This is a genomic window from Rhizobium sp. GCM10022189 (genome assembly GCF_042656325.1).
Taxonomy (GTDB): domain Bacteria; phylum Pseudomonadota; class Alphaproteobacteria; order Rhizobiales; family Rhizobiaceae; genus Rhizobium.
Map to the genome: position 1 here is coordinate 1 of NZ_JBHSOR010000002.1, position 23,527 is coordinate 23,527.

A 23,527-nucleotide genomic window follows, 5' to 3' on the forward strand; every position below is an offset into this window, starting at 1 on the left:
TGCCAAACACCTCAGACGGATCGCGGCCAGCCAAAAGCTGGTCCAGAAGTTCCTTGTCGATAGCCATGTGATGATTCTCTCCTTTCCATCATCATGGCCTCACGCACAGAATTCCTGACAGTCCCCCCGGCATCCCTGAAAACGCACATGATCGTCGAAAATACCGAGCGTATTTTTCAGATGCGGCTCGATAAATACCTTGTCCACTCCGAACCGGCTCACGCCCTCGGCGGTCAGCCAATTGATCGCGGCAACCATCCGCTGCTCCTCAAGCCGATAGTCCGGAAACAGCGGCTGCAGCACATCCAGATCCCATCGCCCGGTCAGCCAGTCATTCCGTCCTTTGCATGGCTGCTCCTCGCCATCGGCGGGTTGCTCGAAGGCGAAATAGCCGATCGGTGAGCGGGTGCCGCCATCGAGGAAGTTGCCGCTGGCATCCTTATAGTAATAGGCGAGGTCGAGCTTTCTGCCGTCGGTATGCGACAGGTGCGGCAGCAGGGGAAAGCCGGCAAGGAAGGGGAAATTGGCATCCAGCGCGATCGTCGTCGTTCCGGGAAATTCCTTGTCCATATGATCGGCCAACGCATGGGCCAGATCGCGCAGACGCGGCGTTACATAGTTGCGATTGAGAGCACAGTAGATCGGTGAGCGGACGACGAGCTTATCCGAAGCGTCTGCCAGACAGGACAGGGGAACACGCCCGAAGATCGGTGCAACGATGCTGGTGGCGAGTATCAGGCTAGTATAGACGAGCAGGAAGATCGCAAGCTTCGGCACCCATCTGCGCACGCCCCAGCGGCGCGTAACTGCAAGGCCCACGAGATAAGCGATACCGCCAATCTGGGTGAGCAAGGTCAGAAAGACGGCGACTGCGAAGCGGAAGGCGAAACGAAGCATTTGATATTTTCTTGCACCGGAAGTTGTGATTTTCTTTTACTGCCATTCTGATGAGCGATGGCACAAGGGGTAAGTTTGATGCGAACACGTCCGTCGGCACGGCTGCTCCTGCTCGATCAGTTCGGCTGCGTCCTCCTGTTCAAATTCGTCTTCAGATCCGGTGCGCTTGATGGCGAATAGTGAATAGTGAGTAGTGAGTAGTGAATAGTGAGTAGAATGGAAGGCCCGGCTGCGAAGCTGGGCTTTCTGGTCGTTGGGCTGCCGCCCATTCACCACCTCATTCCTGTGCCTGTCACAGGAATCCAGTGCGCCCAAGTCATTGGGCGCGAAAGACTCTTTTCTTCCGGCATGCTCAAGTCGCTCACCAGGCATCAGTTGCGCATGGCCTCCCGCAGCAATTCGATCGTTTCCGCCACGGGCGGTCCTTCGATCGCGGGCGGGTCGGACCTTTCGCAGAATTTGCCGCCGGATGAAGAAGGTCAGTGACGAGAAGCGGTGGCTGCGAGCGCTTGATGGAGAATAGCGAATAGTGAGTAGTGAGTAGAACGGAAGGCCCGGCTGTGAAGCTGGGCTTTCTGTTTGTTGGGCGTCCGCCCATTCACCACCTCATTCCTGTGCCCGTCACAGGAATCCAGTGCGCCCAAGTCATTGGGCGCGAAAGACTCTTTTCTTCCGGCGTGCTCAAGTCGTTCACCAGACATCAGTTGCGCATGGCCTCCCGCAGCAATTCGATCGTTTGTGCCACGGGCGGTCCTTCGATCGCGGGCGGGTCGGCCCTTTCGCAGAATTCCCGCCAGATGAAGAAGGTCAGTTCGGCGCCGTCGGTCGGGGTTTCGCCGGGGCCTTCGGCAAAGGTCTGGAGCAGGCGGTATCGCTCGTCGCGCCAGAAGAGCGCTTCCACCCAGTCATAGACCGGGATGATGTGGAAGTGGACGGGAAGTCCGGGCGTGTGGCCGTATCGGCCGATATAGACGCGTTTTGCGCCAAGCCTGCCGCCGAGGACCTTCTGTGCTTTCGCCAGCAGCGGGCCGAGTTCGGCGAGCGCTTCCGGCGACAGGTCCGAAAGGTCGTTGGTAAAGTTTCGGGAACTGACCATGAGATAGCCGGGCAGGGCGGAGTTGATGCGATGGTTCACCAGCCAGCCGGGCGTTTGCGCAATATGGAACTGGGGAGGAATTTCCAAGGACTGTTTCCTTCATCTGCGCAGGGCACCAGAGCGGAATCGCAGAGTGGACGACGGCGGCCTGTTTCGGCAAGGGTCATGTCTCGGACTGCTGGGGGGCAGTTCCGACACCATCCATAACGGAAGGCGCGCCGCAGGGACGCGCCTTCCGCCATGTTCGCCAGGAAACTCAGCCCTTGATGAAGGCCAGGATGTCCGGGTTGATGATTTCGGGATGCGTGGTGCACATGCCGTGCGGGAAGCCGGGATAGGTCTTCAGCGTGGCGTTCTTCAGGAGCTTGGCCGAAAGCGGCGCGGAATCGGCATAGGGGACGATCTGGTCGTCGTCGCCGTGCATGACGAGGACAGGCACGGTGATCTTCTGCAGGTCTTCGGTGAAGTCGGTTTCGGAGAAGGCCTTGATGCAATCGTAATGGGCCTTGGCGCCGCCCATCATGCCCTGGCGCCACCAGTTTTCGATGACGCCCTGGCTGACCTTCGCGCCCTCACGGTTGAAGCCGTAGAAGGGGCCGGTCGGGAGATCGAGGAAGAACTGGGCGCGGTTGGCAAGGAGAGCCGCACGCAGGCCGTCGAAGACTTCGAGCGGCAGGCCGCCGGGGTTCTTGTCCGACTTGACCATGACGGGCGGCACGGCGCCGATGATTACCGCCTTGGCGACGCGGCCTTCCTTGGCGCGGGCAACATAATGGACGACTTCGCCGCCACCGGTGGAGTGGCCGATATGGATGGCGTTCCTGAGATCGAGATGGTCGGTCAGCGCGGCGACGTCGGCCGCATAGGTGTCCATCTCGTTGCCTTCGAAGGTCTGGGTGGAGCGGCCATGGCCACGCCGGTCATGGGCGATGACGCGGAAACCCTTTTCGAGGAAGAACATCATCTGCGCGTCCCAGTCGTCGGCGCTGAGCGGCCAGCCGTGATGGAAGACGATCGGCTGGGCGTCCTTCGAACCCCAATCCTTGTAGAAGATTTCAGTTCCGTCCGTAGTCTTGATGAAAGGCATGGTCTGGCTCCGATTTTTCAGGTGATGTTGGACTGGCTGCGGCGCCGCCTGTCGGAAGAAGGTCCGCCGCCAGCGCAAAACTGCGTTCAAACATGGCTAGGCACGTTCGCCTCCGTGCGGGCTTGCGCGCGCCCCTTCGACGAGGCCACGCTCACCCGCTTGCGGCGGCGATACGCGTTAACCGTCGTAAATTGATGCAAAGCAAAAATGACGGCAATGGGCAAAAAGGCGTAGCGGGCTTACGAAGACAGCAAGTTGTCCGCACGTTTCTTCTTCTCGAAGCCGCGAAAGCCTTGATGCGCCAGGGGCGAGAGCGTGGCGATGAGATAGGCAAGGCCCGTCAGGAACAGGGCCGCAGACAGGCCCAGGGCATCGATCAGCACGCCGCCGACCAGCCCTCCGAATGGAAGCAGCGCCCAGCAGAGCGCGGCGTTCAGCGACGTGACGCGGCCGGTCAACGGCTTCGGGATGCGCTCGAACAGCACGGCCGAGAGGATGGGATTGAGAAAACCCGAGGCGAAGCCGCCAATGGCGAGCGTGGCGAAGATGAGCACGAGCGGCGAATCCACCGCAAAGACCAGGAAGCGCGGAAAGCCGGCCAGCAGGAAGGCGACCGTGTAGACGGCAAGGCGCGGCAGGCGCTCGCCGATGACGGCGGCAAGCATGGCGCCGGCGATCGAGGCGCCGGAGAAGGCGGCGAACATGATGCCGAGCAGGGCCGGCCCATTGCCCGAGGCCTGCGTCCAGACCGGCAACAGGACGGCGGCGAAGGCCTGATCGAGCAGGTTGGTGGTTGCCACCATCAGCACGATTGCGACCAGCACCGCGTCGCCGCGCAGGAAACGCCAGCCTTCCGCCAGTTCCCGGCCGTAGGCGGAGATACCGGCCGGTCCGGCCGCCGGGGCACGCGGCAATGCGGGGATGCCGGCTGCGACGGTCATGGCCGCAGCGGCGAAGGTGAAAGCGTTGACGACCAGCGCCTGGCCCGGCCCGGCAAGGGCGATCAATGCGCCGGCGCCGGCCGCTCCGGCCGTCGATGCCAGGCGCTCTATGGCGCCGACGACGCCCGTCACGCGCTCCAGCGGCACCGAGGCCAGATCGGCGATATCAGGCACCATGGATTGCTTGGCGGCGTCGGAGGGGCCGCGCAGCACGCCCATGGCAAAGACGATCGGAAGCAGGAGCGGCATGGTCAGCAGGCCGAAGAGATGCAGGAACGGCACGAGGCCGACCGCGACCACCGATGCAGCGTCGCAGACAATGGCAATGCGCCGGGCGCCGAGGCGGTCGATCAGGGGGCCGCCCAGCGCCTTGGCGACGACATAGGGCAGCATTTCCATCATGGCGACGAGACCGGTCAGCACCGGGCTGCCCGTCGTGCTCAGCACCAGCCAGGGAATGGCGACGCCGGAGAGCCGCGTGCCGGACAGGGAGAGCGTTTCGGCAAGGGCGAGCGCGAGGAAGGGGCGGCGCCCGCTCACGGCTCGTTCCCGTCTTCGCCATGCGGCACCCGGCCCGGATAGGGGAAGGCGTGCAGCATGACCGAGAAGGGCACCATATCGGCGGGCAGGGGCTTTCCGAGCGGCGGGGCGGCGGCCATCGCTTCCATCACGATATCGTTCAGCCGCCCGGTCAGCGCTTCGGCCTGCGCCGGCGTCAGGGGTATGACGATGTCGTTGGCCGCACTCGCCCTGCGCCATGCAAGCGGCAGTTCGGCATATTCCTCGACCGCCTTCTGCATCAGGCTGACCTGCAGCGACAATGCGGCCTGCGTGAAGGCGACATCCATGTCGAAAGCTTCGCCTTCGCTTTCGGCGGCCGGCACCGAGGTGATCTCGTGACTTGCACGCCATCTGCGATCGCGGCGCGAGGGACCCGGCGCATCCTCGATGAAACCGTATTGGGCAAGCTGGCGCAGGTGATAGCTGGTGGCGCCGCTGTTGAGGCCGAGGCGCACGGCAAGCTCGGTTGCCGTGGCGGGTCCGTCGATGCGCAGCATGCCGAGCATGCGCAGGCGCACGGGATGGGCAAGCGCCTTCAGCGCCGTGACGTCGGGAACGACCCGGCTGACGTTGCGGGAGATTGCTGGCCTTGCGTCAGGATCGGCTGGTGTCTTCATGCCGCCAGCATAATACCGCAAACAAATCTTTGCAAAGATTCCTTTGCAAATTCCGTCTGCGCATCAGGCCTGCCCGCGCTCTCCCAGAATGGAATGCAGGCGGGCGATTTCCTCGCGCACGGCCGTCAGTTCCGTCAGCACATGCATATCGATCTTCTGGTGCAGCGACAGCACTTCCAGTTCCGCCTTCAGGTTTACCTCATAATCCTTGGCGGCTTCGAAACGGTCGCGCTCGGCCTGCCGGTTCTGCGACATCATGATGATCGGCGCCTGGATGGCGGCGAGCATGGAGAGGATCAGGTTGAGGAAGACGAAGGGGTAGGGATCGAAGGCGCGCGACAGCAGGATGACCGTGTTGACGATCGTCCAGACCACCAGAAAGCCGATGAAGGCGAGAATGAAGGACCAGGAACCGCCGACGCGGGCGATGCCGTCGGCCAGCCGCTCGCCGAAGGAGGCTTCGGCGGAAAAGGCGGCGTTGACGTCGGTGGAGATGATCCTGCGTTCGTGCGCCTTGGCGATCACGCGCTTTTCGATATCGCCGAGTTCGTCGGCCGGCTTGCCGAAATGCAGGTGGACGAAATTCGGAAGGTTATACATGGCATTGTCCCGGAAATGGATCGAATTGGCGCGCAGTATTCCGCCAATGCCGCAAATTGCAATGCGCATCGGCGTCGCGCAAGGCAAACGCAGGGATGGGTTCCGGCACCGGCGCCGCCTTCATCAAATTTTCGCCGCAGATCGCTACGGCTTTTCAAGCGGCTTATTGCGGTGCACGAAGGGGCGGATTAAATGAATGACATGACACAGGAAAACGCTCTCTCCCAGATCTTCAACATCGCCATCGCCCAGCTGAACCCCACGGTGGGCGATATCGCCGGAAACCTTGCCAAGGTGCGCGAGGCGCGCGCCGACGCGGCCCGGCAGGGCGCGCATCTGCTCATGATGACCGAGCTTTTCATCTCGGGCTATCCGCCTGAAGACCTGGTTCTCAAGCCGGCCTTCATCCGCGCCTGCTGGAAGGCCGTCGAAAGCCTGGCGGCCGATACGGCCGATGGCGGGCCGGGCATCGTCATCGGCTTTCCGCGCCAGGACGAGACGGGGCGTTACAATTCCGTCGCCGTGCTCGACGGCGGCAAGGTGATTGCGGTGCGCGACAAGATCGACCTGCCGAATTACGGCGAGTTCGACGAGAAGCGTGTCTTCGACCAGGGCGCGATGCCCGGTCCGGTGAATTTCCGCGGCGTGCGCATCGGCATCCCGATCTGCGAGGATATCTGGGGCGATCTCGGCGTGTGCGAGACGCTGGCCGAGAGCGGGGCGGAAATCCTGCTCGTGCCGAACGGCTCGCCCTATTATCGCGGCAAGGTCGATATCCGCCATCAGGTCGTGCTAAAGCAGGTGATCGAGACCGGCCTGCCGATGGTCTATGCCGCCCAGCTCGGCGGCCAGGACGAACTCGTCTTCGACGGCGCAAGTTTTGCCTTCAATGCCGACAGGTCGCTCGCCTTCCAGCTCAGCCAGTTCGAAGCGACGCTCGCCGTGACCACCTGGAAGCGCACGGAAAAAGGCTGGCATTGCTCGGAAGGGCCGATGGCGCGCGTTCCCGAGGGCGAAGAGGCCGATTACCGCGCCTGCCTGCTCGGCTTCCGCGACTATGTGAACAAGAACGGGTTCAGGAATGTCGTGCTCGGCCTTTCCGGCGGCATCGATTCGGCGATCTGCGCGGCGATCGCCGTCGACGCGCTCGGCGAAGAGCGGGTGCGCACGGTCATGCTGCCCTATCACTATACGTCCGAGGATTCGCTGAAGGACGCGGCCGATTGCGCCAAAGCGCTTGGCTGCCGCTACGACATCGTGCCGATCGAGGCGCCGGTGACGGGCTTTTCCTCGGCCTTGTCGAACCTTTTCGAGGGCACGAACAGCGGCATCACCGAGGAAAACCTGCAGAGCCGCGCACGCGGCGTCATCCTGATGGCGATCTCCAACAAGTTCGGCTCCATGGTGGTGACGACCGGCAACAAGTCGGAAATGTCGGTCGGCTACGCCACGCTCTACGGCGACATGAACGGCGGCTTCAACCCGATCAAGGACCTCTACAAGATGCAGGTCTATGCGCTCGCCCGCTGGCGCAACGAAAACGTGCCGCCGGATGCGCTCGGCCCTTCCGGCATGGTCATTCCGCAGAACATCATCGACAAGGCGCCGTCGGCCGAACTTCGCCCGGACCAGAAGGACCAGGATTCGCTGCCGCCCTATCCGGTGCTGGACGACATTCTCGAATGCCTGGTCGAGCGGGAAATGGCGGTCGAGGAAATCGTGGCGCGCGGCCATGATGTCGAGACGGTACACCGCGTCGAACATCTGCTCTATCTCGCGGAATACAAGCGCCGCCAGTCGGCGCCGGGCGTGAAGATCACCAAGAAGAATTTCGGCCGCGACCGGCGCTACCCGATCACCAACCGGTTCCGGGATCGCTGAGACGCTTCAAAAACCTGGGAGGGATGAATGCGCAGCTCAGTTGAAATCTACAATGTGCGGCGGGGCGAAAGCCGTGTCGTCTGGCAGACGGAAGCGCTGGTGGAGGCGCCGAATTTCTCGCGCGACGGGGCCTATCTGCTGATCAACGGCGACGGGCTGCTCTATCGCCTGCGGCTCGACGGCAGCGATCTGGTCGAGCGGGTCGATACCGGCTTTGCCGTCCATTGCAACAACGACCACGGCATTTCGCCGGATGGCGAGCAGATCGTCATTTCCGACAAGACCGAGTTCGGCAAGTCGGCGATCTATATCCTGCCGATCGAGGGCGGCAAGCCGCGGCTGATCACCAAGAACCTGCCGTCCTACTGGCACGGCTGGTCGCCCGACGGGCGCGAGCTTGCCTATTGCGGCATCCGCAACGACCTCTTCGATATCTACACGATCTCGGTCGATGGCGGCGAGGAGAAGCGGCTGACGCATGGCGAGGGCCGCAACGACGGGCCGGACTGGTCGGCGGACGGGCAGTGGATCTATTTCAATTCCAGCCGCACCGGGCTGATGCAGATCTGGCGCATCCACCCGGACGGCACGGGTCTTGAGCAGGTGACATCGGACAATTACGGCAACTGGTTTGCGCATCCGTCGCCCGACAACGACAAGGTACTGATCCTCTCCTACGACCCCGACGTTTTCGACCATCCGCGCGATCTCAACGTGCGCCTGCGCATGATGGACATGGACGGCGGCAACCTGACGGAGCTGTTCGAGCTGTTTGGCGGGCAGGGCACGATCAATGTGCCGAACTGGTCGCCAGATGGCGAGGAATTCGCCTACGTGCGTTATTTTCCGGCGAAGTCTTGAGGGGTGCGCACCACTACTTGATGATGGGGTGGTGGGCACTAGCGTTTCATTGCAACTTGACGTAACAAGCACATCGACGCGACACGATGGGCGCTAGGTTGAGGGATTTTTTAATGTCGAACTGGCTTTTCCCACCTGTGCCAGTTTTTTTTGCTCTCTTCGGCCTGTGGATGATTTACAGCGGCTGGGGCAAACACTGGTCTGTCGCCTTCTCGACCAATCTTGTGCTTCCCTATTTCTATGGGAACATTTTTGTCGCCAACTTCTCGAGAACACCAGCGTCCATGTTCATCGCCGTTTTCCTGACGATGATCCCCTGCCTGTGGGCAGCCTTCTACCTCGTGTTAAAGCTTAAGGTAGCGGTTTTGCGGAACGCGGAATTCTCTGATACGAAATCGTTTTTTAGAGCTGCCGGCTTTTTCTTGTCGGCAGCGATTGTCACCTATGCCGCCGCATTTGTCCCCTCGACATGCCAAAACGCAAAGTGTGAAACTGGTGTCAGCCTTTTTGGCCCGCTGGACTACTCTGTAGTGTGGGCGGTGTGTATGTGGAGCGGATCCCTTGCCTCCGGGTCGGTACTGCTTTTTTTCGACATCGTGAGACGGCGATTCAATTTTCGCTGACAGAATCGCCCACGTTTTGATTGAGGGCGGCGGGATATCTCCCGCCGCGCTTGGATAGTGCCACTCAGGCCGCAACAGCAGCCTTCCGCCGCTCGCGGACAGCCTTCGCCAAATCCTCAAGCACATCCACCGACATATCCCAGCCGATGCAGCCGTCGGTGATCGACTGGCCGTAGACCAGCGGCTTGCCGGGGACGAGGTCCTGGCGGCCGGCGACGAGGTTGCTCTCGATCATCATGCCCTTGATATGGTGGTTGCCGGCGACGATCTGGCCGGCGACGTCGCGGACGACCTTCGGCTGGTTCATCGGGTCCTTGTTGCTGTTGGCGTGGCTGGCGTCAATGAGGATGCGCGGATCGACGCCGAGCTTGATCGCCTCGGCGATGACGGCCTGGACGTCGGCAGCCTCGTAGTTCGGCCGCTTGCCGCCGCGCAGGATGATGTGGCAGTCCTCGTTGCCGCGGGTAGACGCAATCGCGGCCTGTCCGTCCTTGGTGACGGCCGGGAAATGGTGGGGCTGGGAGGCCGCGACGATCGCGTCGAGCGCGATGCGCGCGCCGCCGTCCGTGCCGTTCTTGAAGCCGATCGGGCAGGAGAGACCCGAGGCGAGCTGGCGGTGGATCTGGCTTTCGGTCGTGCGCGCGCCGATGGCGCCGTAGCTGACGAGATCGGCAATGTATTGCGGCGTGATCGTATCGAGGAATTCGCAGCCGGCCGGCAGGCCCATGGCGTTGATGTCGAGCAGCAGGCGGCGCGCGAGGCGCAGGCCTTCCTCGATGCGGTAGCTGCCGTCAAGATGCGGGTCGTTCATCAGGCCCTTCCAGCCGACGGTGGTGCGGGGCTTTTCGAAATAGACGCGCATGACGATTTCGAGATCGCCGGAGAGGCGTCGTCGCTGCTCGACGAGGCGGGAGGCGTATTCGCGGGCGGCTGCCGGATCGTGGATCGAGCAGGGGCCGATGATGACGAGCTGGCGGTCGTCCTTGCCCGTCAGGATATTGTGGATCGTATCGCGCGTGCCGGTCACGGTCTCGGTGACGGCGCGGTCGCGCGGGATTTCCGAGAGGATGTCGGCAGGCTTGGTCAGCGGGGTGATCTCGACGATGCGCAGATCATCAATGGTATCGGTCACGGTATGCTCTCCTGTTTGGTCATACCGTGCGGAACAAAAAAGCCGCCAGGTAGACTAGCGGCTGTTCGGGTTGTCGTCGCGTTAGTTTCGGTTACGCACAGACCCGCATCCGCTGGAAGCAGCGGTACGAATAAAATCGCGATGCGTAAACGGACGAAATCGACATGCCGCCTATGTAGACATGCGAATTGGAATTGTCACGCGGAATCTGTGAGGAAAAATGACGGGTCGGTGAAGTTTTCAGCGGCTTTCCGCCATTGCCTCTTCCGGATGCCGGTTCTTGCGGCGCCGCGTCGTCAGTTCCTCGCCGGCATTGGCGGGCAGGCGCAGGAAGGTGATGCAGGCAAGCGCCGAGATCGTCGCCACGATGAAGAAGGCGATGTGGAAATCGCCGACCGTGAGCCTGCCGCCATGGAAGCTTGCGGAGACTTCCAGGATCGTGCCGGCCACGGCAACGCCCATGGCCATGGAGATGCGCTGCGCCACGGCATTGATGGCGGTTGCCTGGCTGCTGTCCGCCTCGTCCACATCGCCGAAGGCCATGGCGTTGACGCCCGAGAAGGCCATGGAGCGCAGCAGGCCGCCGACGAGAAGACAGCCCATGATGACGTAGACAGGCGTTTCGGCGGTGAAGAAGCCGTTGATGCCCAGGAAGATCGCCGCCAGGAAGGTCGTCAGCGCGATGACGTTGCGGAAGCCGAAGGCATTGTAGGTGCGCGATGCCGCGAATTTCGAGCCCATGGAGCCGAGCGCGCTGACGAAGGTGATCGAGCCGGACTGCAGCGGCGTCAGCCCGAAACCGAGCTGCAGCATCAGCGGCAGGAGGAAGGGCAGCGCGCCAAGCCCCATGCGGAAATTCGAAGCGCCGAGAATCGCCGCCCGGAACATCGGATAACGGAACATTTTCGGATCGAGCAGCGGATGCGGCGTGCGTTTCGCGTGCACGAAATAGAGGATGCCGGAGAGGATGCCGACGGCGACGGTGACATAACCGTAGACGATGGGAACGGCCGGCAGGCTGATGACGGAAATGCCGAAGACGAAACCGGCAAAACCTATCCCTGAAAGGAAGAAGCCCGGAAAATCCATCGGCTTGGGGCTGCGCGGCTCGACCGCCGGCAGGAAGCGGGTGACGAGAGCAATGCCGATAATGCCGATCGGCACGTTGATCCAGAAGATCCAGTGCCAGCTCAGATAGGTGGTCAGGAAGCCGCCGATCGGCGGCCCCATGATCGGGCCGATGAGCGCCGGTATGGTCAGCCAGGCCATGGCATTCACCAGCTGGTGACGTGGCGTGCCGCGCACCAGCAGCAACCGGCCGACCGGCGTCATCATCGAGCCGCCGGCGCCCTGGATGAGGCGGGAGATCACGAAGGCGGCGATGGAATTGGAAAAGGCGCAGGCGACCGAGCCGACCATGAAGACGAAGATCGCCAGCCGGAAGACGTTGCGGGCGCCGAAGCGATCCGACATCCAGCCGCTGATCGGAATGAAGATCGCCAGCGCCACGAGGTAGCTCGTTACTGCAAGCTTGAGCGCGATCGGCGAGGTGCCGATATCGGCGGCAATGGCCGGCAGGCTGGTGGCAATCACGGTCGAATCCATCTGTTCCATGAACAGGGCGACCGCAAGGATCATCGGCGTTAGACGGGACACGGGCAACCGGAATGCAACGGGATGGGATTCGGCGCCTTCGGCACCGGTCGGATTCTGGCTTCCTTCTAGGCCAGCATTTTCGGCCTGTCCACGAAATCAATGTCGCAGCGGCTTGCCGTCGTGCCGTTTCCGCGCCATAGATCCGATTGTCAGGTGCCCGCCGTCACAGGCGGGAGAATCGGGAATCCGGTGCAAGACCGGAACGTGCCCAACGCTGTAAGGCCGACGCCCGCCGCTTCATGACGCCACTGGCCGCAGGGCCGGGAAGGCAGCGGCCGGGCGGATGACGCCGAGTCAGAAGACCGGCCTGGCAAGATAGACCTAACCCGCGCGGACGGCGGGCGGTTGCGTTGTTGGGGATTTGACGATGCGACCCATTGACGATGCCGTTTGCCCGGCATCCGGTTTTTCTGCGGCCGAACGCGAGGCCGTCTATCACGCAATCATGACGCGGCGCGACGTGCGCGGCGAGTTCCTGCCCGATCCCTTGCCGGACGACCTGATCAGGCGGCTTCTGACGGCCGCCCATCACGCGCCTTCGGTCGGCTTCATGCAGCCGTGGAATTTCGTTCTGGTCAAAAGCGCCGAGGTGAGGGCGCGGGTGCGCGACGCTTTCGTCAAGGCCAATGAAGAGGCCGCCCTGATGTTTGCGGCCGAACGGCGGCAGGCCTATCGCGCGCTGAAGCTCGAAGGAATCGTCGAGGCGCCGCTCGGCATCTGCGTCACCTGCGATCCCACCCGCAGCGGCAGCGTCGTGCTGGGGCGCACGCACAATCCGCGCATGGACAGCTATTCCACCGTCTGCGCCATCCAGAACCTGTGGCTTGCGGCACGAGCCGAAGGCGTCGGCATCGGCTGGGTCAGCATCTTTCGCGAGGGCGACCTGAAGCAGATTCTCGGCATACCCGATCATATCGAGGTCGTGGCCTGGCTCTGCGCCGGTTTCGTCGATCGGCTCTATGAAGAGCCGGAACTGGCGGTCAAGGGCTGGCGGCAGCGCCTGGCGCTGGAAGAGCTGGTCTTCCATGACGGCTGGGGGCAGGCGGCAGGCTAAGGCCGCGCCGTCTTTTACGGCTGCTGCTGCGGCTGCGGGCCTGACACGGCCGGATTGGCAAGATCGATCTTGCCCTGATCGCCGGCAAGGAATTGCGGGCCGACCTGGCGAACCTTGGTTGCCGGATCGTAGGGGCGATCCGGCACCTGCGCCTGCGGCGGCGTATTCGCGGCCTTCGGGGCCTCAGTGCGGATCGTGGTGATCGAGCCCTGCGGCTCGGGCGCCGGCGCGGAGACCGTCTGGCTCCGGCGCATTTCCTCGTAATAGGCCGTCAGGTTGCAGGAGCAGGCGGATTTTTCGCCGGGCGGGCGGGTCTTGTAGGCGAAGGCGTTCTTCATCGCGCCATAGGGCGCGCCCGTCGCCGTCGAGATCATGTTTGCGGCTTCGGTGCTGGAAATATCGCGATAGTAGAGTTCCGTCTCCACGCCGGGGCACATCTTGGCGCAGGTCGCGGCATCGCGGCCGAAATCGACCGAGGTGGCGTTGTTGCTGATCGGGAAGAAGCCGCCGTCGCAGGTGCGCACGCAGATGGTGCTGACGGGCGAGAGCATTTCGGCGCGCGGCAGGCCGTAGCGCTCACCGCCGCCGAGGGGAATGAACGTATCGCCGCGCATGGCCTGTTCCTCGATCGAGGGGGCCGGCGCATAGAGATCGCCCTGTGCGGGTTCGCTGAAACTCTCGCCGTTGCAGCCATTGTCTTCAAGCGCGGCCAGCAGGCCTTCGCGGGCCGGATCGACAGCGGACTGGCGCAACGCGTCGCGGCGGTCCTGCAGGTAGCGGATGTTGTCCACCATCTTTGCCTGCGCCTGTTCCAGCTCCTCGCAGAAGCCGGCATTCTCGCCGCCGACGACGACCATGCTGCCGGACGTGCAGCCGTAGCGGCGCAGATCGCCGCGCACCTTGCGCAATTCCAGATTCTGTTCGGCCAGCGCGCCCGCATATTGGCGCATCTCGGTGCCGTTGGCATTGCCGATCACCTGCGGCAGGTCGGCAAGACGCCCGCGCAGATCCTCGCAGATCGCATTGGTCTGCGCCTCTGCGGGAACCGCGAATGCCAGAAAGAAGACGAGATACAGGTTTCGGCGCTTCACGACGTCGTTCCGGAGTGAGAAAAAGCATCCATCGGCGAATTGCGGCTTCAATCCGCCGCGCTTTGTCTTAACGTATTTCCCTTAATAAGCTCGGATGAATTCCTAGCGCATTTTTGCGATCTTATCCAGAAGACCCGATGCTCCGTTTCCGCCGCTCCCGCAATCGCGCGGGGGCATCCGTGACAGCTAAACAGTTGATATGACAGATATCCCACGCGACATGCTCTCCCGCGCAGCCGCATCGGCAATGCCGCAGGGCAGACAGGGCCTTCACGTTTTCGTGGACGGCTGTTTCGAGCCCGGTTCCGGGCAGGGAGGATGGGCCTTCGTCGCCTACCGCGACGGCGCCGAAATCGCCGCCGGCTTCGGCGGCGCGGAGAATTCCGCCAATAACAGGATGGAACTGACCGCCGTGCTTGAGGCGGCGGCCTGGATCGGCGGCGCGGCGGCGGGCCTGCCGGCGCTGATCTGGTCCGATTCCGTCTACGCCGTCGAAGGCTGCAACCATTGGCGGGCGATCTGGCGGAACAACGGCTGGAAGAAGAGCAATCCCGGCGGCAAGGCCCGGAACCGGGCGATAGCGGATGCGGACCTCTGGAGGGCCGTCGATCTCAGGCTGTTGCAGAATCCGGCGATCGGCATTGCCTGGTGCAAGGGCCATTCCGGTATTGCCGGCAACGAGCGCGCCGACGAACTGTCGGATCGGGGACGCCGCTCGATAGGGCGTCCCCGACAGGCTTGACATGTTTAGGCCGGCTGCGAGGCCTCGACGACGGCCAGCGCCGCCATGTTGACGACGCCGCGCGAGGTGACTGACGGTGCCAGGATGTGGGCGGGCATGGCCGTGCCGAGCAGGATCGGGCCGACATGCAGGCCGTCGGTCATCGACTTGACGACGCCGAGCGTGATGTTGGCGGCATCGAGGTTCGGGAAGACCAGGAGGTTGGCTTCGTCATTGAGCGTCGTGTGCGGCATGACGCGGCGGCGCAGCTCCTCGGAGATCGCGCTTTCGCCGTGCATTTCGCCGTCGACCTCGAGATCGGGTGCTGCCTCGCGCACGAGCTGCAGCGCATTGCGCATCTTGGTGGCGCTTTCGGATTCGCGCGAGCCGAAGTTCGAATGCGAGACGAGGGCGGCGCGCGGGGTGATGCCGAAACGCTTGATTTCCTCCGCTGCCAGAACCGTCGCCTCGGCGATCTCTTCCGCCGTCGGGTTGAAGGTCACGTAGGTATCGGTAAAGAAGGTGGCGCCGCGCTGCGAGATCATCAGGCTGAGGGCGGAGAAATCGCGCACGTTCGGGCGCTTGCCGATGATCTGGCGCACGTCGCGCAGGTGCTTCTCGTAACGGCCTTCGAGGCCGCAGATCAGCGCATCGGCTTCGCCGCGCTTCAGCGCCAGCGCGCCGATGACGGTGGTGTTGGTGCGCACGATGGTGCGCGCTGCTTCCGGGATCACGCCGCGACGGCCGACGAGCTGCAGGTAGAGATCGACATATTCGCGGAAGCGCGGATCGTCCTCGGGGTTGATGACCTCGAAATCGGCGAGCGGGCGGATGCGCAACCCGTAGCGCTTCAGGCGCGTCTCGATGACCTGCGGGCGGCCGATGATGATCGGCTCGGCAATGCCTTCTTCGAGCAGCACCTGGGCGGCGCGCAGCACGCGCTCGTCTTCCCCTTCGGAGAAGATGACGCGCTTGCGCTCGGCCGTCTTGGCGGCCGTGAAGATCGGCTTCATGACGAAGCCGGAGCGGAAGACGAAGCGGTTCAGCTGGTCGAGATAGGCATCGAAATCGGCGATCGGGCGGCGCGCGACGCCGCTTTCGGCCGCAGCCTTGGCGACTTCAGGCGCGATGCGCAGGATCAGGCGCGGATCGAAGGGCGAGGGGATGAGGTAATCGGGGCCGAAAACGGGCGTTTCGCCGGAATAGGCGCGGGCGGCAACGTCGGACGGCTCCTCGCGGGCAAGGGCTGCGATGGCGCGCACGGCGGCCATCTTCATTTCCTCGTTGATCGTCTCGGCGCCGCAATCCAGCGCACCCCTGAAAATATAGGGGAAGCAGAGGACGTTATTGACCTGGTTCGGGAAGTCGGAGCGGCCGGTGCAGATCATCGCATCCGGGCGGGCGGCGCGGGCGAGATCCGGCATGACTTCCGGCGTCGGGTTGGCGAGCGCCATGATGAGCGGTTTTTCGGCCATCTGGGCCAGCAGTTCCGGCTTTAGAACGCCTGCGGCCGACAGGCCGAGGAAAACGTCGGCGCCGCCGATATTTTCGGCGAGCGTGCGCGTGTCGCTCTTCTGGGCGTAGACGGCCTTCCATTCGTCCATCAGCTCGACGCGGCCTTCATAGACGAGGCCTTCGAGATCGTGGACCCAGATGTTTTCGCGCCTGGCGCCGAGCGTCACCAGGAGGTTGAGACAGGCGAGCGCGGCCGCGCCGGCGCCCGAAGCGACGATCTTGACCTCGTCGATCTTCTTGCCGGCGAGTTCCAGGCCGTTGAGGATGGCGGCGGCGACGATGATGGCGGTGCCGTGCTGGTCGTCGTGGAAGACCGGGATCTTCATCTTCTCGCGCAGCTGCTTCTCGATGCGGAAACATTCCGGCGCCTTGATGTCCTCGAGGTTGATGCCGCCGAAGGTCGGCTCCAGCGAGGCGACGGTGGACACCATCTGGTCGACGTCGGCCGCATCCACTTCGATATCGAAGACGTCGATATTGGCGAATTTCTTGAACAGCACCGCCTTGCCTTCCATGACCGGCTTGGAGGCCAGCGGGCCGATATTGCCGAGGCCGAGAACGGCGGTGCCGTTGGAGATGACGGCGACGAGATTGGCGCGGGACGTATAGTCGGCAGCCTGTTCCGGATTGTCACGGATGGCGAGGCAGGGAGCGGCCACGCCGGGCGAATAGGCGAGCGCCAGGTCGCGCTGGTTGCCGAGCGGCTTGGTGGCCTGGATTTCCAGCTTGCCGGGGCGCGGATAGCGATGGAAGAAGAGCGCCTGCTCGTCGAGGCTGCCGCCCGTCAGATTCTTTTCCGATTTGGATTTCTCCTGGTGATCCATCGCCGCCTCCAGCGTTGTTCGAAGTCTTTTGGAGCTTCCTCCATACATCAATCGACCGGCCTGGACAGTACGGAAATGCGGCGTGGGGAAAGTTTTCGTGCGGGGGGCGGGGCGGCTCTTGGTGCCGAACGGTTGCCGCCAGCTAATCCTTTTGGGGAAACTTGTCTGGTGAGGGCGGCAAGCGCAGAATGCCGCACGCGACGGTGCGGGGCGCCGGTCGCATGGAGGAACTCATGGACAACTTGAACCTCACGACCCTGCAAAGGGGTCAGGCGATGGTCAATGACGTGGCCATCGATGCATTTGCCGCCGGATTTCGCGGCAGTCTCCTGACGAGCAAGGATACGAATTACGACGAGGCGCGGGCGATCTGGAATGCGATGATCGACCGGCGGCCCGGCCTCATCGCCCGCTGTGCGGGCGCTGCCGATGTCGTTCGAGCGGTGCGATTTGCGCGCGACAACAATCTTCTCGTTTCGGTGCGCGGCGGCGGGCACGGCATTGCCGGCAACGCCGTCTGCGACGGCGGCGTCGTCATCGACCTGTCGGCGATGAAATCGGTGCGGGTCGATCCGCAGACGCGGCGCGCCAGGATCGAGCCGGGTGCAACCCTTGCCGATGTAGACAAGGAAACGCTGGCCTTCGGGCTAGTGCTGCCGACCGGCATCAATTCCACGACAGGCATCGCCGGCCTGACGCTCGGCGGCGGCTTCGGCTGGCTGACTCGCAAATTCGGACTGACCCTCGACAATCTGCTCTCGGTCGACGTGGTGACGGCGGATGGCGAACTGGTCAAGGCGAGCGAGACGGATAAGCCCGATCTCTTCTGGGCATTGCGCGGCGGCGGCGGCAATTTCGGCGTCGTGACCTCCTTCGAGTTCAAGCTCAACCCGCTCGACACCGAGGTTCTCGCCGGGCTAGTCGTGCATCCCTTCGCCGATGCGGAAAAAGTGCTGAAGGAATACCGGCAAGCGCTGGAGGCGGCGCCCGACGAACTGACCTGCTGGGTGGTGATGCGTCAGGCGCCGCCGCTGCCCTTCCTGCCGGCCGAATGGCACGGCAAGGAGATCGTGGTGCTGGCGATGTGCTATTGCGGAGATGTCGCGGCGGGTGAGAAGGCTGCTGCCAGGTTGCGCGCTATCGGAAAGCCGATTGCCGATATCGTCGGCCCGATGCCGTTCACCAGCTGGCAGCAGGCCTTCGATCCGCTGCTCACACCAGGTGCGCGCAATTACTGGAAGAGCCAGGATTTCGCTTCCCTGTCCGATGCGGCGATCGACGTGCTGCTCAAGGCGGTGCGCAGGCTGCCCGGCCCGGAATGTGAGATCTTCATCGGCCATGTCGGGGGTGCTGCCGGGCGCGTGGCCAACGAGGCCACCGCGTTTCCGCAGCGCAGCTCGCATTTCGTCATGAATGTGCATGCCCGCTGGCGGGAAAGCGGGATGGACGGAAGCTGCGTCGGCTGGGCGCGCGAGCTTTTCGATGCCACCAAGCCGCATGCTGTGGGAACCGCCTATATCAACTTCATGCCTGACGACGAAACCGACCGCGTCGAAGCCGCCTATGGCACCAACTACGCCCGCCTTGCTGAGATCAAGCGGCGTTACGATCCGAACAATCTGTTCCGGATGAACCAGAACGTGAAACCGATGGCGACGGTGCGCACTGCCTGAGGATTGATGTTTTAGGGAAGGAGTTTCGCGCCAGCGCCGGAATTTGAATGTGTTGGCGTGAAGCCGGCCAGAGCCTCGAAGGGGAGGTTCGGTTGGCGTTCCCGGTGAAGCACCGTGGAAAGGCCACCAGGCGCTCCACATCTAGCCTGTATGAACGGCTTTGCAGGGCTTTCCCGCGCTTTGTCATCTTCCTGATACACGAGTCTGATTTTGGAAGACCAGACGAAGAACGATGGGACACGAGCGGAAAGGCTTGTGACAGACATGATGGAACCCCGGCGCTTCCGCACCCTCTTCATTTCCGATCTGCATCTGGGCTCGAAGGCCGCCAAGGCGGATTTCCTGCTGGATTTCCTGCGGTATCACGAGGCCGACACGATCTACCTCGTCGGCGATATCGTCGACGGCTGGCGCCTGAAGCGCAGCTGGTACTGGCCGCAGGTCTGCAACGACGTCGTCCAGAAACTGCTGCGTAAGGCGCGCAAGGGCACGCGCGTCGTCTATATTCCCGGCAATCACGACGAATTCCTGCGCGCCTTTCCGGGCACGCATTTCGGCGGCATCGAAGTGGTCGACCGAATCGTCCATGACGGCGCCGACGGCAAGAAATACCTGATCCTGCATGGCGACGAATTCGACGTCGTGGTGCGCAACGCAAGGCTGCTCGCCTATCTCGGCGACTGGGCCTACGACATGGCGATCCGCGTCAACGTGGTGCTCGCCGCCGTGCGCCGCCGCCTCGGCATGCCCTACTGGTCCTTCTCGGCCTGGGCCAAGCTGCAGGTCAAGCACGCCGTCAACTTCATCGGCGAGTTCCAGCGCGTGGTGGCCGACGAAGCCCGCAAGAGCGGCGCCGACGGCGTCATCTGCGGCCATATCCACCATGCGGTGATCGAGGATATGGAGGGCATCCGCTACATCAATACCGGCGACTGGGTGGAAAGCTGCACGGCGATCGTGGAGCATGAAGACGGTACGTTCGAACTCATCACCTGGCGCGCGCTGACCAGCAACGTGCCGGCATTGACATCTGTCGAATTGCTTGAAGAGGGCGATCTCGCCCCGCAGGCTGCCTGAATAATGTGTGCGTACCGCATCGGCGGCCTGCCGCCGGTGCACCATGAATTTAGCCGTTGCCTTCGGGCGACAGGCCCTATTTATTTTTTAAATCGTTTCGAATTCTATCCGTATCGTTTCGATCGGGCTATTTCTCGCCATAGTCGTGTCTGATTGGATGTGTTAGGCAACGCAGAGTTTCCTTCAGGTCCATCATGATTCCCGCTCAAAATCCCTCCAGGGGCGAGGGAGCGCCACCGCGCTTCCGGCTGCTCAGCGCGCTGTGCTACAGCGCGCCGCTGCTGGTCAACGGTATCGTCCTGCCCTTCTTTCCCGTCTGGCTGTCGACCCACCAGTTCAACGACCACCAGATCGGCACGATTCTCGCCGTGCCCATGGTGGTGCGCGTTCTGGTGGCGCCCATCGTGGCGGTCTTTGCCGACCGCATGCAGGAGCGGGCGCATGTGCTGCTCTGGTCGGGCATCCTGTCGCTGCTGACGGCCATCGCGCTCTACTGGACGACGGATTTCTGGCCGGTGCTGATCGTCTTTGCGCTGCAGGGCGCGACCTTTGCGCCCTATGTGCCTGTGGTCGAATCGATCGTGATTTCGGGCGTGCGCCGCTGGGGGCTCGATTACGGCTCCATGCGCGTCTGGGGCTCGGTCGCCTTCATCGTCTCGACGCTCGCAGGCGGCGAGCTGGTCGGCCGCTGGGGCGGCGGCATGGTGCTGCCGGTGATGATCTTCGGCTTCCTGCTGACCATCGTCATGGCGATCTTCTGTCCGCGCATCGGCCCGACGCGGCGGCGCGGCCAGCCGATCAACCTTCCGGCCACCACCGGCAGCGGGCTGCGCGAGCCGCATCTTCTGCTTCTGCTGCTCGGCGTGTCGATCCAGCAGGCAAGCCATGCGCTGCTCAACGCCTTCTCCTCGATCTACTGGCACCAGCTCGGCTTTTCCGGCACCGAGGTCGGCCTTCTCTGGAGCGCGGGCGTCGCCTCCGAGGTGACGGTCTTCTTCCTGTCGCGCCGCCTCAACCGCCGCTTCAACGCCTGGACGCTGATCCGTTTCGGCTGCGCCGTCAGCATCTGCCGCTGGGTCTTCTTCCCGACGGAGACGAGCTTCATCGGCTTTTTCGCGCTGCAATGCCTGCACGGCTTCACCTATGCCTTCGTGCATACGGGCGTGCAGCGGCGCATCGTGGCGACCGTGCAGGAGACGCAGGAGGCTTCGGCCCAGGGCGCCTATTTCTTCTATATCGGCATGGCCTCGGGGCTGATGACGATCGCCTCCGGCTATATCTACGCCGCACTCGGCCTCGACAGCTATTATGTCATGGCCTGCGTCGCGGCCTTCGGGCTCGCGCTCGTCATCATCGCCTATTACCTTCAGCCCCAGAGGCTGGCTTCGGGCGGGGATACGAGGGAGCCGGCATAGGTCAGGCCCGGCTCGCGGTCGCGGGCAAGCAGCAGCGGGCCGTCGAGATCGACGAAATCGGCATCCTGCGCCAGCAGGACCGCCGGCGCCATCGCCAGCGACGTGCCGACCATGCAGCCGATCATGATCGAGAAGCCGAGCCGCTGGGCTTCCTCCTTCATTTCAAGCGCTTCCGTCAGGCCGCCGGTCTTGTCGAGCTTGATGTTGATGGCGTCGTAGCGGTCGGCAAGGCTTGCGAGATCGCCGGTGTGGTGGACGCTTTCATCGGCGCAGACAAGGACATGACGGGCGATCTCGGCCAGCATGTCGTCGCGGCCGGCCGGCAGCGGCTGCTCCACCAGCGCGATCCCGGATTCGGCGGCGATGCGAAGATGATGTTCCAGCCGATCCTCCGGCCAGCCCTCGTTGGCATCGAGAATGATGGCGGCGTTCGGGGCGGCTTGGCGCACGGCGCGGATGCGGCTTTCGTCGTCGCCGGTGCCGACCTTGACCTTCAGGAGCGGGCGCTGCGCATGTTCGCGCGCCTGGGCCGCCATCACGTCGGGTTCGCCGAGCGAGATCGTGTAGGCCGTGGTCAGCGGCTTCAGCTTGCGCAGGTCGAGGCGGGAGGCGACGCTTCTGCCCGTCAGCTTGGCCTCGAGATCCCAGAGCGCGCAGTCGACGGCGTTGCGGGCGGCACCCGGCGGCATGGCATGCAGCAGTTCGGAGCGCGAAACGCCGTTCTCGATCAGCGGGCGGGCCGCTTCGATCTGCGCCATGACGCTTTCCATCGTCTCGCCGTAGCGGCGGTAGGGCACGCATTCGCCGAGCCCTCTGGCCGTTGCCTCCGTCAGCGTGCAGGTAATCACCTCTGCCGAGGTCTTTGCCCCGCGCGAGATGGTGAAAGTTCCGGCAATCGGGAATGAATTCATCTGGATATCAAGGTGACGCGGCATATTTGCTCTCCTGCGAGCATGGAAATTGCGCGTTGCTTCTGTATATTGACGCGCCGGCGGCGAATATAGTGTTCGCGAGTCGGAACTGTCGCCGCAAGCATTGAAAGACACAAGTATTTTGAAGTCCGAGAAACGCAACGCCGCCTCGCTGCATGTGGACGACCGAGCCGGTGGCTCGGGCCAGCACGTGCATCTTGAAGGCAATTGGCGCAGCGCCAACATCCATCTCGTGCTGCAGGATTTCGACAAGCTTTCGCGCAGCAACAGCGGCGACCTGACGCTCGACCTTTCCGGCGTCACCGATATCGATACGGCCGGCATCTGGCTTCTTTGCCGACTAAAGAAACAGCAGGAAGAGGCCGGGCGGACGGTTCGCTTCGAGGGAACCAACCCGCATATCGACGAGCTGATCGCCACTTTCTCCAGGGAGCCCGAAAAGCAGGAGCCCGAGCAGAAGGAGCGGCTGTCGATTACCGAGCGCATCTTCGCGCCGATCGGGCGCATGACGCTCGACGTCTGGGACAACCTGGCCGCCGCCATGTATATCCTCGGCTCGGCGGTGCGCGGCGCGCAGATGAAGTTCGGCCGCGGCAGCGGCGTTTCTCCGGCCTCGATCGTCAACCAGATCGACCATATGGGCGTGCGCGCCGTTCCGATCATCCTGCTGATGTCCTTTCTGATCGGCGCGATCATCGCGCAGCAGGGCGCCTTCCAGCTTCGTTACTTCGGCGCGGAAATCTTCGTCGTCGATCTTGTCGGCATCCTGCAGCTGCGCGAAATCGGCGTGCTGCTGACGGCCATCATGATCGCCGGCCGTTCGGGCAGCGCGATCACCGCCGAAATCGGCTCCATGAAGATGCGCGAGGAAGTGGACGCGCTGAAGGTGATGGGGCTGAACCCGATCGGCGTCCTGATCTTCCCGCGGCTGGTGGCGCTGACCGTGGCGCTGCCGCTTCTGACGGTGATCGCCAACTTTGCCTCGCTCGCGGGTGCCGCCGCCGTCGCCTATGCCTATTCGGGCATTACCTTCGCCACCTTCCTGTCGCGCCTGCACGAGGCGGTGACGCTCTCGACCGTGCTTGCCGGCATGATCAAGGCGCCGTTCATGGCGCTCGTCATCGGCATTGTCGCAGCCGTCGAGGGGCTGAAGGTGGGCGGCAGCGCCGAATCGCTCGGCCAGCATGTGACGGCCTCCGTCGTGAAGGCGATTTTCGTCGTCATCCTGATGGACGGGCTTTTTGCGATGTTCTATGCAGCGATCGATTTCTGA

21 protein-coding genes and 1 riboswitch are annotated in these 23,527 nt (G+C 63.2%); of the genes, 10 read left to right on the forward strand and 11 right to left on the reverse strand.

Annotation, left to right across the window (positions count from 1 at the left end):
• Nucleotides 1–99: 99 nt before the first annotated feature.
• Complete coding sequence (locus ACFPWW_RS00230) at nucleotides 100–897, reverse strand: hypothetical protein (RefSeq protein ID WP_377309820.1); 798 nt, start codon at nucleotides 895–897, stop codon at nucleotides 100–102.
• Nucleotides 898–1,113: 216 nt separating this feature from the next.
• Between ACFPWW_RS00230 and ACFPWW_RS00235 the strand changes: the two genes are divergently transcribed.
• Nucleotides 1,114–1,383, forward strand: coding sequence for a hypothetical protein (locus ACFPWW_RS00235; RefSeq protein ID WP_377309822.1), 270 nt, complete (start codon nucleotides 1,114–1,116; stop codon nucleotides 1,381–1,383).
• A gap of 214 nt (nucleotides 1,384–1,597) precedes the next feature.
• On the opposite strand, the gene ACFPWW_RS00240 is transcribed toward ACFPWW_RS00235, so the two are convergent.
• The 5 genes from ACFPWW_RS00240 to ACFPWW_RS00260 form a co-directional block, all read right to left on the reverse strand.
• Nucleotides 1,598–2,080, reverse strand: a complete 483-nt coding sequence (locus tag ACFPWW_RS00240) for an HIT family protein (RefSeq protein ID WP_377309824.1) — start codon at nucleotides 2,078–2,080, stop codon at nucleotides 1,598–1,600.
• A gap of 169 nt (nucleotides 2,081–2,249) precedes the next feature.
• Nucleotides 2,250–3,080, reverse strand: coding sequence for an alpha/beta fold hydrolase (locus ACFPWW_RS00245; protein WP_162703013.1), 831 nt, complete (start codon nucleotides 3,078–3,080; stop codon nucleotides 2,250–2,252).
• 239 nt (nucleotides 3,081–3,319) lie between these two features.
• The gene (locus ACFPWW_RS00250; RefSeq protein ID WP_377309827.1) at nucleotides 3,320–4,561 is read right to left on the reverse strand and encodes an MFS transporter; all 1,242 of its coding nucleotides are present in this window, start codon (nucleotides 4,559–4,561) and stop codon (nucleotides 3,320–3,322) included.
• A complete protein-coding gene (locus ACFPWW_RS00255) occupies nucleotides 4,558–5,199 on the reverse strand; it encodes an ArsR/SmtB family transcription factor (RefSeq protein ID WP_377309829.1) in 642 nt (213 codons plus the stop codon). The genes ACFPWW_RS00250 and ACFPWW_RS00255 overlap by 4 nt, the downstream gene beginning before the upstream one ends.
• A 63-nt stretch (nucleotides 5,200–5,262) precedes the next feature.
• Complete coding sequence (locus ACFPWW_RS00260; RefSeq protein ID WP_377310398.1) at nucleotides 5,263–5,799, reverse strand: DUF1003 domain-containing protein; 537 nt, start codon at nucleotides 5,797–5,799, stop codon at nucleotides 5,263–5,265.
• 201 nt (nucleotides 5,800–6,000) lie between these two features.
• On the opposite strand from ACFPWW_RS00260, the gene ACFPWW_RS00265 reads away from it, so the two are divergent.
• From ACFPWW_RS00265 to ACFPWW_RS00275, 3 genes are all read left to right on the forward strand, one after another.
• Nucleotides 6,001–7,680, forward strand: a complete 1,680-nt coding sequence (locus tag ACFPWW_RS00265) for an NAD+ synthase (protein WP_112573556.1) — start codon at nucleotides 6,001–6,003, stop codon at nucleotides 7,678–7,680.
• A gap of 27 nt (nucleotides 7,681–7,707) precedes the next feature.
• Entirely contained in the window at nucleotides 7,708–8,541 is an 834-nt protein-coding gene (locus ACFPWW_RS00270; RefSeq protein ID WP_112759098.1) for a TolB family protein, read from the forward strand.
• A gap of 113 nt (nucleotides 8,542–8,654) precedes the next feature.
• Nucleotides 8,655–9,164, forward strand: coding sequence for a hypothetical protein (locus ACFPWW_RS00275; protein ID WP_377309831.1), 510 nt, complete (start codon nucleotides 8,655–8,657; stop codon nucleotides 9,162–9,164).
• A gap of 64 nt (nucleotides 9,165–9,228) precedes the next feature.
• Here ACFPWW_RS00275 and ACFPWW_RS00280 read toward each other — a convergent pair whose 3' ends face one another.
• The gene (locus ACFPWW_RS00280; protein WP_112705248.1) at nucleotides 9,229–10,296 is read right to left on the reverse strand and encodes a 3-deoxy-7-phosphoheptulonate synthase; all 1,068 of its coding nucleotides are present in this window, start codon (nucleotides 10,294–10,296) and stop codon (nucleotides 9,229–9,231) included.
• Nucleotides 10,297–10,536: 240 nt separating this feature from the next.
• Entirely contained in the window at nucleotides 10,537–11,934 is a 1,398-nt protein-coding gene (locus tag ACFPWW_RS00285; RefSeq protein ID WP_377310399.1) for an MFS transporter, read from the reverse strand.
• Between the two features lie 152 nt (nucleotides 11,935–12,086).
• A riboswitch (cobalamin riboswitch) is annotated at nucleotides 12,087–12,278 on the forward strand.
• A gap of 41 nt (nucleotides 12,279–12,319) precedes the next feature.
• On the opposite strand from ACFPWW_RS00285, the gene bluB reads away from it, so the two are divergent.
• Complete coding sequence (gene bluB / locus ACFPWW_RS00290) at nucleotides 12,320–13,006, forward strand: 5,6-dimethylbenzimidazole synthase (RefSeq protein WP_112705249.1); 687 nt, start codon at nucleotides 12,320–12,322, stop codon at nucleotides 13,004–13,006.
• A gap of 14 nt (nucleotides 13,007–13,020) precedes the next feature.
• Here bluB and ACFPWW_RS00295 read toward each other — a convergent pair whose 3' ends face one another.
• Complete coding sequence (locus ACFPWW_RS00295; RefSeq protein WP_377309833.1) at nucleotides 13,021–14,097, reverse strand: DUF2865 domain-containing protein; 1,077 nt, start codon at nucleotides 14,095–14,097, stop codon at nucleotides 13,021–13,023.
• Nucleotides 14,098–14,296: 199 nt separating this feature from the next.
• On the opposite strand from ACFPWW_RS00295, the gene ACFPWW_RS00300 reads away from it, so the two are divergent.
• Complete coding sequence (locus ACFPWW_RS00300) at nucleotides 14,297–14,839, forward strand: ribonuclease H family protein (protein ID WP_112759096.1); 543 nt, start codon at nucleotides 14,297–14,299, stop codon at nucleotides 14,837–14,839.
• A gap of 5 nt (nucleotides 14,840–14,844) precedes the next feature.
• Here the strand turns inward: ACFPWW_RS00300 and ACFPWW_RS00305 are convergent, their stop codons facing one another.
• Entirely contained in the window at nucleotides 14,845–17,157 is a 2,313-nt protein-coding gene (locus tag ACFPWW_RS00305; protein WP_112759095.1) for an NADP-dependent malic enzyme, read from the reverse strand.
• Between the two features lie 233 nt (nucleotides 17,158–17,390).
• Between ACFPWW_RS00305 and ACFPWW_RS00310 the strand changes: the two genes are divergently transcribed.
• From ACFPWW_RS00310 to ACFPWW_RS00320, 3 genes are all read left to right on the forward strand, one after another.
• Complete coding sequence (locus ACFPWW_RS00310) at nucleotides 17,391–18,830, forward strand: FAD-binding oxidoreductase (protein WP_112759104.1); 1,440 nt, start codon at nucleotides 17,391–17,393, stop codon at nucleotides 18,828–18,830.
• 264 nt (nucleotides 18,831–19,094) lie between these two features.
• A complete protein-coding gene (locus tag ACFPWW_RS00315) occupies nucleotides 19,095–19,907 on the forward strand; it encodes a UDP-2,3-diacylglucosamine diphosphatase (RefSeq protein ID WP_377310400.1) in 813 nt (270 codons plus the stop codon).
• A 194-nt stretch (nucleotides 19,908–20,101) separates the two neighbouring features.
• On the forward strand, nucleotides 20,102–21,322 hold the full coding sequence (locus ACFPWW_RS00320; protein WP_112759094.1) for an MFS transporter: 1,221 nt from the start codon (nucleotides 20,102–20,104) through the stop codon (nucleotides 21,320–21,322).
• Here the strand turns inward: ACFPWW_RS00320 and dgcA are convergent.
• The gene (gene dgcA, locus ACFPWW_RS00325; RefSeq protein ID WP_112759093.1) at nucleotides 21,274–22,257 is read right to left on the reverse strand and encodes an N-acetyl-D-Glu racemase DgcA; all 984 of its coding nucleotides are present in this window, start codon (nucleotides 22,255–22,257) and stop codon (nucleotides 21,274–21,276) included. The two genes, ACFPWW_RS00320 and dgcA, sit on opposite strands and share 49 nt — an antisense overlap.
• Nucleotides 22,258–22,357: 100 nt before the next feature.
• On the opposite strand from dgcA, the gene ACFPWW_RS00330 reads away from it, so the two are divergent.
• Nucleotides 22,358–23,527: an MlaE family lipid ABC transporter permease subunit gene (locus tag ACFPWW_RS00330; protein ID WP_377309837.1), complete on the forward strand. Its 1,170-nt coding sequence runs from the start codon at nucleotides 22,358–22,360 to the stop codon at nucleotides 23,525–23,527.